17 protein-coding genes are annotated in these 12781 nt (G+C 61.2%); 1 reads left to right on the forward strand and 16 read right to left on the reverse strand.

Annotation, left to right across the window (positions count from 1 at the left end):
* Positions 1 to 20 precede the first annotated feature (20 nt).
* Genes WBK19_RS19275 through ybgC form a run of 9 tightly spaced genes read right to left on the reverse strand, consistent with a single transcriptional unit; the run spans position 21 to position 5949 of the window.
* On the reverse strand, positions 21 to 383 hold the full coding sequence (locus tag WBK19_RS19275) for a PilZ domain-containing protein (RefSeq protein WP_511292669.1): 363 nt from the start codon (positions 381 to 383) through the stop codon (positions 21 to 23).
* Between the two features lie 14 nt (positions 384 to 397).
* Positions 398 to 1036 (reverse strand): 7-carboxy-7-deazaguanine synthase QueE, encoded by a 639-nt coding sequence (gene queE / locus WBK19_RS19280; RefSeq protein ID WP_511292671.1) that lies wholly within the window; start codon positions 1034 to 1036, stop codon positions 398 to 400.
* Entirely contained in the window at positions 1037 to 1777 is a 741-nt protein-coding gene (ybgF, locus tag WBK19_RS19285) for a tol-pal system protein YbgF (RefSeq protein WP_511292673.1), read from the reverse strand.
* A 5-nt stretch (positions 1778 to 1782) separates the two neighbouring features.
* The gene (gene pal, locus WBK19_RS19290; protein WP_511292675.1) at positions 1783 to 2328 is read right to left on the reverse strand and encodes a peptidoglycan-associated lipoprotein Pal; all 546 of its coding nucleotides are present in this window, start codon (positions 2326 to 2328) and stop codon (positions 1783 to 1785) included.
* Between the two features lie 24 nt (positions 2329 to 2352).
* The gene (tolB, locus tag WBK19_RS19295; RefSeq protein WP_511292677.1) at positions 2353 to 3633 is read right to left on the reverse strand and encodes a Tol-Pal system beta propeller repeat protein TolB; all 1281 of its coding nucleotides are present in this window, start codon (positions 3631 to 3633) and stop codon (positions 2353 to 2355) included.
* A 22-nt stretch (positions 3634 to 3655) separates the two neighbouring features.
* On the reverse strand, positions 3656 to 4441 hold the full coding sequence (tolA, locus tag WBK19_RS19300) for a cell envelope integrity protein TolA (protein ID WP_511293092.1): 786 nt from the start codon (positions 4439 to 4441) through the stop codon (positions 3656 to 3658).
* Positions 4442 to 4447: 6 nt separating this feature from the next.
* Complete coding sequence (gene tolR / locus WBK19_RS19305) at positions 4448 to 4849, reverse strand: protein TolR (protein WP_511292679.1); 402 nt, start codon at positions 4847 to 4849, stop codon at positions 4448 to 4450.
* Between the two features lie 3 nt (positions 4850 to 4852).
* A complete protein-coding gene (gene tolQ, locus WBK19_RS19310; RefSeq protein WP_511292681.1) occupies positions 4853 to 5530 on the reverse strand; it encodes a protein TolQ in 678 nt (225 codons plus the stop codon).
* Positions 5527 to 5949, reverse strand: a complete 423-nt coding sequence (gene ybgC, locus WBK19_RS19315; protein WP_511292683.1) for a tol-pal system-associated acyl-CoA thioesterase — start codon at positions 5947 to 5949, stop codon at positions 5527 to 5529. The genes tolQ and ybgC overlap by 4 nt, the downstream gene beginning before the upstream one ends.
* A 174-nt stretch (positions 5950 to 6123) precedes the next feature.
* Between ybgC and WBK19_RS19320 the strand changes: the two genes are divergently transcribed.
* On the forward strand, positions 6124 to 7560 hold the full coding sequence (locus tag WBK19_RS19320) for a sensor domain-containing diguanylate cyclase (RefSeq protein WP_511292685.1): 1437 nt from the start codon (positions 6124 to 6126) through the stop codon (positions 7558 to 7560).
* Here WBK19_RS19320 and ruvB read toward each other — a convergent pair whose 3' ends face one another.
* From ruvB to WBK19_RS19355, 7 genes are read right to left on the reverse strand one after another with little or no spacing between them, the layout of a single operon-like run.
* Entirely contained in the window at positions 7561 to 8634 is a 1074-nt protein-coding gene (gene ruvB / locus WBK19_RS19325; protein WP_511292687.1) for a Holliday junction branch migration DNA helicase RuvB, read from the reverse strand. It abuts the gene before it with no gap.
* On the reverse strand, positions 8631 to 9686 hold the full coding sequence (locus WBK19_RS19330) for an AI-2E family transporter (RefSeq protein WP_511292689.1): 1056 nt from the start codon (positions 9684 to 9686) through the stop codon (positions 8631 to 8633). The genes ruvB and WBK19_RS19330 overlap by 4 nt, the downstream gene beginning before the upstream one ends.
* Positions 9686 to 10267 (reverse strand): Holliday junction branch migration protein RuvA, encoded by a 582-nt coding sequence (ruvA, locus tag WBK19_RS19335; RefSeq protein ID WP_511292691.1) that lies wholly within the window; start codon positions 10265 to 10267, stop codon positions 9686 to 9688. Before ruvA ends, WBK19_RS19330 begins: the two co-directional genes overlap by 1 nt.
* 49 nt (positions 10268 to 10316) lie before the next feature.
* A complete protein-coding gene (ruvC, locus tag WBK19_RS19340; RefSeq protein WP_511292693.1) occupies positions 10317 to 10856 on the reverse strand; it encodes a crossover junction endodeoxyribonuclease RuvC in 540 nt (179 codons plus the stop codon).
* The gene (locus tag WBK19_RS19345; RefSeq protein WP_511292695.1) at positions 10853 to 11704 is read right to left on the reverse strand and encodes a DMT family transporter; all 852 of its coding nucleotides are present in this window, start codon (positions 11702 to 11704) and stop codon (positions 10853 to 10855) included. The genes ruvC and WBK19_RS19345 overlap by 4 nt, the downstream gene beginning before the upstream one ends.
* A 6-nt stretch (positions 11705 to 11710) precedes the next feature.
* On the reverse strand, positions 11711 to 12217 hold the full coding sequence (locus WBK19_RS19350; protein WP_511292697.1) for a 3'-5' exonuclease: 507 nt from the start codon (positions 12215 to 12217) through the stop codon (positions 11711 to 11713).
* A 29-nt stretch (positions 12218 to 12246) separates the two neighbouring features.
* Entirely contained in the window at positions 12247 to 12723 is a 477-nt protein-coding gene (locus WBK19_RS19355) for a hypothetical protein (protein ID WP_511292699.1), read from the reverse strand.
* Between the last annotated feature and the right edge of the window lie 58 nt (positions 12724 to 12781).

Raw genomic sequence — 12781 nt, forward strand, 5'->3', positions numbered from 1 at the left:
TGCCTGATTTACAGCGACTGTCAGTTGTGGGTCAACGAAGAGAATTCCCGCTCTGCCATAACCTCGTCGCCCAGATTGAGCTCAACCAGACGACGCAGATGGGTGACGCTGTCGAGATCAATGTCACGACACGCCAGGCCATAATAATTGGCCATGTGATGGACAATCGTGGCGTCCATGCGGATGCTGGCTCCGGAATCGTCGAGACGGATTTTCAGGGTGCAGTTGGTACCAACTGTGATGAAGACGTTGGCGTTCGGATGAATCAGCGCGCCTTTGAGCGAGAGATCGAGCACCTCGACGACGTATTCGCCATCGGGCAGGAAAAGACTGGCCTCGGCCTGGAAGGGAATGCGGGAAAACTTGCGGCGATTACTTTCCATGACCTTCTCCTCCTTTATTTTCCCTTCATGTTACCCCAAAGCAGCTTGTGCAACTGCAGCTGGAAGCGCACGTTCAGGCCGTCCTCGAGGATCCAGTCGGCCAGCGACTGGGGCTCGATGAGTCCACCGGCGGGCGACAAAAGCACCGGACACAGGCGATCGAGCTGTCGTTCGCGCAGGACATCGCGAGCCCACTCGTAGTCGCTGCGCGAGGCGATGACGATCTTGATTTCGTCGCGCTGGCTGAGAACGTCGAGGTTGCTCCACAGATTCCTGGCCGACTCGCCGGAATCCGGCGCCTTGAGGTCCATGATCCGCGCCACGCGCGGGTCGACGCCAGCGACATCGAGCGCCCCGGATGTTTCCAGCGAGACGTCGTAACCGGCATCGCAGAGCGCCGTGAGCAGCGGCAGGCAGTCCTTCTGCGCCAGCGGCTCACCGCCGGTGACGCAGATCTGGCGGGCGGGGTACTTGCCGACTTCAGCCAGCACCGATTCGACCGTCGCCGGCTCGCCACCGGTAAAGCTGTAGGTCGTGTCGCACCAGGTACAGCGCAAGGGGCAGCCAGTCAGGCGGACGAAAACCGTCGGCAGGCCGGCGCGCGACGCCTCGCCCTGCAGGGAATAGAAAATTTCGGTGAGGCGTAAAGCCAATTACTTCTTCTTCAGGCGATCGCGTGCCGTATCGGCAGCCGGGGTGCCCGGGTACTTGGTCATGACCGTTTCGAGCGAGCGCTTGACGCCCGTCGGGTTACCCAGTTCCTGCTGGCAGGTGGCTATGGCCAGCCAGGCGTCGGGCGCCTTGGTGCTGTCGGCGTACTTGGTGGTAACCACGCTCTGCGCCTCGATGGCGCGCTTGCAGTCGCGCTGAGCATACCAGGCGTTGCCAAGCCAGTACTGGGCATTGGGGGCCAGCGAACTGGCCGGATATTTCTGCACGTAGGCTGCGAAACCGGCGGCGGCTTCCTTGTACTTGCCGGCCTTGAACTGGTTCAGAGCGGCTTCGTAGTCCTGGCTTTCCTTGGCCGGGTCGGTAGCCGGTTTGGAATTTGGCCCGTTTTCCGGGTTGACCGTGGCATTCGCGCTGTCGGCCGTTTCAAACTTGCGCAGGCGGGTGTCGAGGTCGAGATAGAAGTCCTGCTGGCGCTTCTTGGCTGTCTCCAGCTCGTAATTGAGCGTTTCGATCTGGCCGCGCAAGCGGGCAATTTCGTCGGCCTGGCGCTGGATCTGGCTGGCCAGATCCAGCTGGCCCTTGGCCTGCTGGTCGAATCGCGCCTCGGTCTTGATCCGCAGATCGGCAACCTGGCGACGCGCTTCTTCGTCGTCAAACACGCCGGCGTGGGCTTGTGCTGCCCCCAACGCGGCGATAAAAAGGGCGATTCGAACCGGGCGCATGATGCTTAGAACTCGCCGCGACCGTCTGCACCCTTGTACAGGATGTCGGCGCGACGGTTTTGCGACCAGGCAGCTTCGTCATGACCGGCATCTTTCGGCTTTTCTTCGCCGAGGCTGACGGATTCAATCTGGGCTTCCGGAACGCCGAGCAGGCTCAGCGAACGCTTGACGGCTTCGGCACGCTTCTGGCCGAGCGACAGGTTGTATTCGCGGCTGCCGCGCTCGTCGGTATTGCCTTGCAGCAGAACCTTGAAGCCCTTGTTGGCGCTCAGGTACTTGGCGTGGGAGGCAACCAGATCCTTGTACTCGTCCTTGACTTCATACTTGTCGAGGTCGAAGTAGATGCTGCGCTGCGACAGCTTGCTCTTCGGGTCGGTCAGTTCGCGCGGCAGGCCGTTGGCGTCAACACCGCCGGCGGTCACCGAGGCGACACCGGTGGAGGCACCGCTGCGCGACTCGACCGGGGCACCGGCGGTATCTTCCGGCAGCGGGGTGGTCGAGCAACCGACGAGAATGGCGGACAGCAGGGCGGGGATAAGCAGTTTTTTCACAAAGTTCTCCGGATGGATTGTGGCTTATTGATAGTAAGGGCCCCAGGCCGGTTCGCGAACATCACCCGCGGCGACCGTGAGACGTTGTTTGATCCTGCCATCGCTGGAGACAGCCGATAGTACGCCGCGACCGCCAACATCAGTGGCGATCAGGATCATGCGGCTATTCGGGGCGAAACTTGGAGATTCGTCCTTGTTCGAGTCGCTCACCACCTGGACCTGGCGACTGGCCAGATCCATCACGGCGAGCTGGAAGCGGCCTTCACGGCGGCTGATGAATGCGAGGCTCTTGCCGTCCGGCGACGGACGCGGCGAGACGTTGTAGCTGCCCTCGAAGGTGACGCGACGGACATCGCCACCGGTGGCAGCCATCTGGTAGACCTGCGGGCTGCCGCCGCGGTCGGAGGTGAAATAGATCGTGCCACCGTCGGCCGAATAGCGCGGCTCGGTGTCGATGCCGGACGACTGGGTCAGGCGCTGCAGGCCGCTGCCGTCGGCACTGACCGAATAGAGCTGCGAGAAGCCATCTTTCGACAAGACGACAGCGAGCTTGCGACCATCCGGCGACCAGCCCGGTGCCGAGTTGGAACCCTTGAAATTGGCCACAATCTGGCGTTGGCCGGAAGCCAGCGAATGGACGTAGATGACCGGTTTTTTCTTCTCAAAGGAAACGTAGGCCAGACGACCGCCATCCGGTGACCAGACAGGCGAAATGATCGGTTCGGTCGAGGTCAGCGCGGTTGCCGCATTCTGGCCATCGGAATCGGCGATCTGCAGCAGGAACTGGCCGCGCGCCTTGACGACGTAGGCGATGCGCGTCGAGAAGACACCCTTTTCGCCGGTCAGTTTTTCATAGATGAAATCGGCGATACGGTGACCGGCGGCACGCAGCTGGGCATTGCTGGTGACGTAGGCGGCGCCGCCCAGCGACACCCCCTTTTGCGTGTCGTAGAGGCGGAAGCGGGCTTCCATGCGGCCATCGGCGCTACGCGCGATACTGCCGGCAGCCAGCGCGTCGGCTCCCTTGCTCTTCCAGTCAGCGTAGTTGATCGGCGCGTTTTCGTCGAAAGTCAGGTTGTTGTGATCGATCAGCTTGAACAGGCCGCTGCGATCGAGGTCAGCACGCACCGTCGAGGTGATGACGCGGGACGCGGACGGATCACCGGGAAAATCGACAATCGTTACCGGAATGCGGTTGGCGCCAGCGCCGGTAATCTCGATCGACAACTGGGCCTGGGCGAATCCCACGGTCAACAGGAAAAAAGGCAGAAAAATGAAACGGAAAATTAGGGACATTGCATTCATTTTCATAAGGGGTCGCGCGATTTTACTCTTCTAACGGCTTGTATTTGATTTCAAATTCCCGCTTGAACTGGGATGGATCATCCGGCTTGGGCAAGGGCGACGATTTACGGATGGCGCGCTCGATGGCGGTATCCAGCGCCGAATTGCCGCTCGAGCGTTTCAGCTTGACGTCGAGGACTTCGCCGCCCGGCAACTGACTGACGTCAAAAACAGCTTCCGGATTGCCCTGAATGGCGGGCGGTAAAACGATATTGCCGCGCACCTTGCCGCGAATCTTGTTCGCGTAATCAGCCTTTCCTCGACTATTGGCCGACGCCCGCTGCTCGGCCTCGGCTGCCGCGGCATTGTTCATCTGCTGGGTATTCGGCCGTGGTTTCAGGTTGGCCGTTTCGCGCGACAACTCCTTGCTGAAATCGAACTTGGGTGGCGGTTTGATCTCGGGTTTGGGTTCAGGTTTCTTCGGCTCCGGCTTCGGTGGTTCCGGTTTGGGCTCGGGCTTTTTCGGCTCCGGCTTCTTCTTTTCTTCCTTGACCACGATTTCCGGCTTTTTCAGCACCGGTTCGGGCTTCGGCTCAACCTTGGGCAGCGGTTTCGGTTCCGGCTTGACTTCGGGCGGCGGCGGTGGAGGCGGTGGCACATACTGGGCCGGCATCGGCTGCGGCGACCACAGCTCGACTTCCATGACCTCGGGCTTGCTGCGTTTCCATTGCACCCCGAAGAACAGAAAAGCGAGCAAGGCCACGTGCACCAAAATGGTGAACGCCAGCGCGTACTTCTTGCCGGGCTCTTCGGGTTTGTCGAGGATCATGTCCACTTATTTGCTGGCGGTTTCCAGGCCAACCTTGTCGAAACCCATGCGCTTGACCTCGTCGAGCACCTCGATGACGTTCTTGTACTGGGTTTCCTTGTCGCCCGCGATGAGCACGGCAATCTTCTCGTCGGCCTCTTTCAGGGAGTTCAATTCGCCTTTTAGAGCCTTGATTCCCTTGATCTTTGTCGCCTTGCCATCGGTGTTGTAGACCGACAGGGCGCCATCGCTGCCGACCTCGACCTTGATGTATTTCGGCGGTTTCTGCGGCGCCGTGCCGGTACTCGGCAGATCGACCGAACCGGTCGTCATCATCGGCGTCGCCACCATGAAGATGACGAGCAACACGAGCATGACGTCGATGTAGGGAACGACGTTGATTTCGCTTTTCAGACGACGCTGGCGCATGGCTTAACGCATCTGCCTTTGCAGGATGTTCGAGAACTCTTCCATGAAGCTCTCGTAGCGCGTGGCCAGACGGTCGATGTCATGTGAAAAGCGGTTGTAGGCGAGCACGGCGGGAATCGCCGCGAACAGGCCGATGGCCGTGGCGACCAGCGCTTCGGCGATGCCCGGGGCGACCGAGGCGAGCGTCGCCTGACCAACGTTGGACAGGCCGCGGAAGGCGTGCATGATGCCCCAGACCGTGCCGAACAGGCCGATGTAGGGGCTGACAGAACCAACCGAAGCGAGGAAGGCGAGATGCGCTTCGAGCGAATCCATTTCGCGCTGGTAGGTGGCGCGCATGGCGCGGCGCGAGCCGTCGACGAAATCCTTCGATTCAAGATTCTTCTGGCCGCGCAGTTTGGTGAATTCGCGGAAACCGGCCTCGAAGATGCGCTCCATCGAACCAGCGTGGTGGCGGTCATTGACCGCGCTGTTGAACAGGTTGTTGAGATCGCCGCCGGACCAGAAGTCGCGCTCGAAAGTCTCGGTCTTGGCACGCGCCTGCTTGACGGCAAACCACTTCATGAAAATGTAGTACCAGGACATGAACGAGACGCCGGCGAGCAGGGCCATGACGGCCTGGACGACCGCGCTGGCCTGAAGAATGAGGTGGAGGATGGAAAGATCCTGGGTGACGTTCATTTAAGCGCTTCCAGTTTGCTGTGCAGGAATTCGGGGATGGCGGAGGGGGTCATGGTGGCCATGTTGACGCAGGCGATTTCGACGGTGCCGGTGACCAGTTCAATGTCGCCGCGGCGGACGTGCTGGCGGAAAATGACACGGACGCGGGTCAGTTTTTCGACTTCGAGGCCGACGATCAGTTCGTCGTCGAGGCGTGCCGGCTTGAGGTACTCGCAGCTCGCCTTGCGCGCCACGAAGCCAATGCCGGCTTCGGCGGCCAGGGCCGACTGGTCGTGGCCGGCAAAACGCATCCATTCGGTACGGCAGCGCTCGAAGAATTTCAGGTAATTGGCGTAGTAAACGACACCGCCAGCATCCGTATCCTCGTAATAAACGCGGACCGGAATGGTGAAGGCGTTCGGCTTCGGCTCGTATTTCATCCCAGGATTTTACATTGCGCCGCAACATTGTTTTGTAACGATCTGTTTCCATGCCAATATTTTTCTCGCCAACTAAACAACGCAAATGCATGGCATTCCCGGCTACCGTCCCACATAATTATGGCTATGCCCCGTCATTTCAAAATCAGTGATCGACGCAGCCTGATCCTTCTGTTGAGCCTGCTTCTCAGCATTGGCTTCTTCGCCACGACGCTGTTCGGCTACTTCGTTTCCAAGGAAGCCATCCGTAGCGCCATCATCGGCCAGGATCTGCCACTGACTTCCAGCAACATTTATTCAGAGATTCAGAAGGATCTGGTCCGCCCCGTTCTCATTTCGTCGACCATGGCGCACGACACTTTTTTGCGCGAATGGGTACTCAAGGGCGAAAAAGATGTCAGCGAACTGGCGCGTTACCTGGCCGAAGTCAAACTGCGCAACAAAGCCTTCAGCAGTTTCTTCGTCTCCGACAAGACCGGCAATTACTACACCGGGGAAGGCGCGTTCAAGCACGTCTCCGAAGGCGAGCCTCGCGATGCCTGGTACTACCGGGTTCGCAATATGCCGGACGACTACGAAATCAATGTCGATCCGGATCTCGCCAACAACGACAAGCTGACCATTTTCATCAATTACCGCGTGTCTGATTTTGCCGGGCAATACATTGGCGCCACCGGCATCGGCCTTACCGTCGATTCGGTTCGCCGCCTGATCCAGGAATATCAGGCGCGCTTCCAGCGCACCATCTACTTTGCCGATGCCACAGGTCGCGTTGTCCTCCATGGTGGACAGAAAGGCCAGGCGCCGGATCTGCGCAGCCGGCCGGGGATGGCCGCGATCCTTGACCGCATCCTGGCCGAACGAAGCGGCTCTTATCAGTTCCTCGATGGCGGCGACAACCATATTCTCAACGTCAATTACGTCTCCGAACTCAAGTGGTACCTGTTCGTCGAGCAGAACGAGGACGTTTCGCTGGCCGGCATTCGCCAGACGCTATATCTCAATCTGGCGATCAGCCTGGCCGTCACGCTGGTCGTCATTTTCCTGACCCACCTCGCCCTTGGCCGCTACCAGTCGAAAATCGAGGAAATGGCGTCGACCGACAAGCTGACCGGCCTCCTCAATCGCCACGCTTTCAGCATCCTGATCGACAAACTGATGGCCAACTATCGGCGCAACCCGCAAGCCATCACCGTGTTGCTCGCCGATGTCGACCATTTCAAGAGCATCAACGACCGCTATGGCCACCGCGTTGGCGACGAGGTACTGACCAGCGTCGCGCACCGGTTGCGCTCGACGCTGCGGGCAGCCGATTTCGCCGTGCGCTGGGGCGGCGAGGAATTTCTCATGGTACTGCCCGGCTGCGCCGCCGAAGAGGGTCGCCTGATCGCCGAGAAACTCCGCCTGGCGGTAGCAGAAAACACGCCTTGCCCGGAAACCCCGGGAATCCGGGTCACCATCAGCCTGGGCGTCAGCCAGTTCGATGGCACCGAATCGACTGACCATACGGTAAATCGGGCCGATGCTGCGCTCTATGCCGCCAAGGCCGCCGGGCGCAATCGCGTCTGCCTGGCCGGGGCGGACTCCGCCCCGAGCGACAACGCAGCCTGATCAGCTATCGGCCAGCAGGTCGCGAACGACCGCGCTGGCCGGCTCGGCCAGACCGAGGTGGCGATAGACAGCGGGCGTCGCGATACGGCCACGCAACGTGCGTTGCAGGTAGCCTTGCTGGATCAGATAGGGTTCGAGCACGTCCTCGATGGTGTCGCGCGCTTCGCCGATGGCGGCCGCGATGTTGTCCACGCCGACCGGACCACCGCCGAATTTGTCGATGATGGCGGAGAGCAGCTTGCGGTCCATGACATCGAGCCCGGCCGAATCGACGTCGAGCATGACCAGCGCGGCATCGGCCACCTGACGCGTGATATTGCCGTCGGCCTTGACCTCGGCGTAGTCGCGGACGCGGCGCAGCAGGCGGTTGGCGATGCGCGGCGTGCCACGCGAACGCTTGGCGATTTCGAAAGCGCCTTCCGGATCGATCGGCGCGTTGAGCAGCGCAGCGGAACGACTGACGATGCTCTGCAGTTCTTCGGCAGTGTAGAACTCAAGGCGGGCGACGATGCCGAAGCGGTCGCGCAGCGGGTTGGTCAGCATGCCGGCGCGGGTTGTCGCGCCGACCAGCGTGAACGGCGGCAAGTCGAGCTTGACCGAACGGGCGGCCGGACCTTCGCCGATCATGATGTCGATCTGGAAGTCTTCAAGCGCCGGGTAGAGGATTTCCTCGACGACCGGGCTCAGACGGTGGATTTCGTCGATGAACAGGACGTCGTGCGGTTCGAGATTGGTCAGGATGGCAGCGAGGTCGCCGGCACGCTCAAGCACCGGGCCAGACGTCGAACGCAGATTGACGCCCATCTCGGCGGCGACGATGTGAGCCAGCGTCGTCTTGCCCAGCCCCGGCGGGCCGAAGAGCAGGACGTGGTCAAGCGATTCGCTGCGGTTACGGGCGGCCTGGATGAAGATTTCGAGCTGTTCGCGGATCTTGACCTGACCGGTGTAATCGGCCAGCCGCTTGGGGCGCAGGGCGCGTTCGAGCGCCTCTTCCTGGGCCGATTTCGAATTTGGGGCAATTATCCGGTCGACCGTGGGAATGGCCCCCGGACTCAGTTTGTCGGTTTCGATCATGCGAAGGGTTCCTCACGCAGCCAGCGTTGCAGCAGCATGTCGCCCAGCGCCAGCAATACCGGGCCGAGAAAGATGCCGATGAAGCCGAAGACCAGCACGCCACCAAGCACGCCAAGCGCAATGAGCAGAATCGACAGCCCGGCACCGCGGGAGATGAGGATAGGCTTGACGAAATTGTCGATGCTGCTGATCACGAACAGGCCGTAGAGCACCATGAAGATCGCCCAGCCGGTCTGCCCTTCGCTGTACAGCCAGGCCGCCGCGCCGCCCCAGATCAGCGGCGGGCCGACCGGGATCATCGACAGGAAGAAGGTGGCGAAACCGAGCAGCATGGCGGCCGGAACGCCGGCGATCAGAAAGCCGATCATCGCCACCGTACCCTGCGCCGCCGCCGTGCCGACGATGCCGAGCATGACGCCGACGACAGTGCCGCGCGCCTTGTCCATCATGTTTTCGCCGAGCTCGCCGCCCAGCTTGCGGGCGCCGACGTAGAGCGCGTTACTGATCGCCGCACCGTCGCGATAGAGGAAGAAGGTCACGAAGAGGACCAGCGCCAGTTGCAGCAGACCGTTGGCCGCGATGCCACCGAGAACCAGCGCAAACTGGCGGGCCGGGGCGATCATCTGCTTGACCAGGCCGTTGAGTTCCTCACGATTGCCGGCGAGGCGATGCCAGGTCGCCTCGATTTCCGTACCGACGAAAGGCAGTCCGCTCAACCAGCCCGGCGGTTCGGTCGGCAGGCCTTGCTCGATGTAAGGCTTGAGGAAATCGATCAGGTTGTCGGCACCATTGGCCAGAGAACCGGCCAGAAAAACCGTCGGCAGCAGCATGACGAGAACCAGCGCCAGCGTCATCAGCGAGGCGCCCAGCGTATCGCGCCCGCCCAGTCGCGGCAGCAGCTTTTCAGCATAGAAAGGCCAGGTGCACATCCAGACGACAAAAGCGAAGAGCACGGCACCGATGAAGGGCAGCAGGACGGTAACGCAGCCGATGATAAGGAGCACCACCAGCGCAATTTGCGCCAGCCGTTTGGGATCGTTTTCTTCGATCATCAGACCTTCGACAACAGTTTGAGGGCAGCCCGTATGCCGTCCGAGGTGCCGATGTCGGCCGGCAATTGCTTCATTGCCGCGGCCGCTTCCTTCTCGTTATAGCCCAGGGCGAGCAGGGCGTTGGAAATATCCTGTTTGGCGTCGTCGACAGCCGTATGCAGTGATACGCCGCCGATGGTGTCGGCCAGCTTGCCTTTAAGCTCGAGGAGCAGGCGCTCGGCGGTTTTCTTGCCGATGCCGGGAACCTTGATCAACCGGCCGAGTTCCTGCTGCGCCACGGCAGCAGCCAAGTCATTGACCGACAAGCCGGAGAGCACCGACAGCGCCGTCCGGGCGCCGATGCCGGAGACCTTGAGCAACTGGCGGAAGGCGAAGCGCTCGGCTTCAGTCAGAAAGCCATAAAGAAAATGCCCGTCCTCGCGCACCGCGAAGTGGGTGAGCAGCGTGACCTTCTCGCCGCTCGCCGGCAGGTTGTAGAAGGTGCTCATCGGCACATCGAGCTCGTAGCCGACGCCGTTGAGGTCGAGCACGATCTGTGGCGGGTTCTTTTCGGCGATCAGGCCGGTCAGTCTTCCGATCATTTCCGGGTCATCTCTTTCTGGAGAAAGTACTGTAATTTCAAACAGTCTATCATCCTACCAGCCGTCCGCCACGAACGCGATAGCCGGCTGTCGCCAGCGCCCCCAGACCTTGCCCGCCATGGGCGTGGCAAATGGCGCAGGCCAGGGCATCGGCGGCGTCAGCCGTCGGCACGCCGGGCAGGCTTAACAGCCGGACGACCATGTCCTGCACCTGTTCCTTGGCCGCCTTGCCGTGACCAACCACGGCCTGCTTGGTTTGCAGCGCGGTGTATTCGGCCACCGGCAAACCGGCGTGAACCAGCGCACTGATCGCCGCACCGCGGGCCTGGCCGAGCAGCAGCGTCGATTGCGGATTGACGTTCACGAAGACCTTTTCCACCGCCGCCTGATTCGGCGCATAGGTGGCGATGACCTCGCTGATGCCGGCAAACAGCGTTTTGATACGGTCAGGCAGCGACTCCTTGTCGTTCGACTTGATGCAGCCGCTGGCGACATAAACGAGCTTGTTGCCGTGCATTTCGATGACACCAAACCCGGTGATCCGCAGACCGGGGTCGATGCCAAGAATACGCGGTGCGGTGATGCTCATTTCGTCCTCGCCACCAGATAAACGCCACTCACGGCGACCAACATGCCGAATGCTGCGGTCAACGTCAAATTTTCGCCAAAAATGAAATAGGCGATCAGTGCCGTCGTCGGTGGCGTCAGATAGAACAGGGCGGCGACATTGACTGCGCTGCCGCTGCGGATCAGCAGATTGAGCAGGCTGATGGCGCCAAGCGAAAGGACGAGCACGAGCCAGCCGAGGGCGAAGATGAACTGGCCGTTCCATTCGATCCGGTAATCCTCGAAAACGGCGACGGCAATCGCCGTGACGATGGCGGTCGGGACGAACTGGATGACCGAACCGGTGCGCAGGTCGAACTTCGGGCAGAAGCGTTTCTGGTACAGCGTGCCGACCGTGATACCGAGCAGCGCGACGATGGCTGGGATCAGCATCGGCCCGAGCGCGCCATCGCCGAGCTTGCCCGAAACGACCAGGCCTACGCCAACAAAACCGAGCCCGAGCCCGGCCCATTGGCGAGTGCTTACTTTCTCGCCGAGCAGCCAGCCGGCGCCAAAAGCCGTGAGCAACGGCTGCATGCCGACGACCAGCGCCGTCACCCCGGCCGGCAGGCCGTGCTTGATGGCGACGAAAACGCCACCGAGATAAACGGCATGGACGAGCACGCCGGAAACGCCGATGTGCAACCAGTCGCGCGCCTTCTCCGGCCAGGGCGCCCGGGTCGCCAGCGCAATGACCAGCATCAGCGTGATGACCAGCCCGTAACGGCTGAGCAGGAAGGACAGCGGCTCGGCGTAAGGCAGGCCGAGCTTGGCGCCGATGAAGCCGGTGCTCCACAGAAAGACGAAGAGAATGGGGTAGAAGCGTTGCATGGCCGCTCAGACGATGAGGTCGCCGGTACATTGCCGGCGTGCTTCGAGCAGGGTTTCAAACAAGGTTCGCGCGTCGCCACTGGCCCGGTGACGTTGCAGCGCCAGGCGCGCTTCAACCAGTGACCGGGTGGCGTGCCACAGCGATTTCTCGCACTCGGACAACAACTCGCGGATGTCCCGGAACTCGAACGACGGCACCAGATCGGCGGCGTCGTACATCACACTGAGCCAGACATAGTCGTAGGACCAGGCATCGCAATAGACGCGCTGGTCACGCAGGCTGCGATTGAGGGCCAGACAGACATCGACGGCCGATTTTCCGTGGCTGGCCAGTTGTTCGCGGGCGATGCCGTGCACCGCCTCGGCCGAACTGTCCCAATGCGTCCACCCCGCCTCGGGGCGGATCAGGGTGCAGAACGAGCTGCCATCCGGCATGAAATAGCCGATCTCGATCGGATAGCTGCCCTTGCCAAAGCCCGAGGCTTCGATATCGATGATGACGGGCAAGGTCATGGCCTGCCGCGCGCCGGGCGTCTCAGGTTTCAGTCGCAACTCGCCTTGCAGTTGGCCGCATCGGCAGCGCAGGCCTTTTCATCGAGCAATTTGCAGGCGCCTTTGGTCCGGTAGGTGAAATTGATCCCGCTCGGGTAGGTGCACACCAACTTGGTCAGCTTGCCCTGCTGCACGACTTTCATGCTCGTCGCCTTGAGCGCCTTGAACTTGTCAGCTGGCAGATCGCACGAGACATAGCCGTCGAATTGGCCATCCTTCGATTCCCAGCGCGCCGTGTTCTTCATCTGGCGATAGTCTTCGTAGCGAACGCATGAATCGGTCTGATTGGCATAGGCCTTGGCGTTGTCGCTGCAATAACCGTTGTAGGTAAACTTGAGCTCTTCTTCGCTCGGGCAGGCATTGACCTGGACGGCGACGGCCAGCTCAGGGCAGGCAAGCTGGACAGCAGAGGCCGAAAGACTCAGCGTGGCAGCGAACAGGGCAAGGGCAAGCGAACGAAGATTCATGGAAGTCCTTTGGCTGCAACGGCAATGCGGGGTCGAGGCGCGCCACCCGAGGGCGACG

The sequence above is a fragment of the Azonexus sp. genome (assembly GCF_049652925.1).
Classification (GTDB): domain Bacteria; phylum Pseudomonadota; class Gammaproteobacteria; order Burkholderiales; family Rhodocyclaceae; genus Azonexus.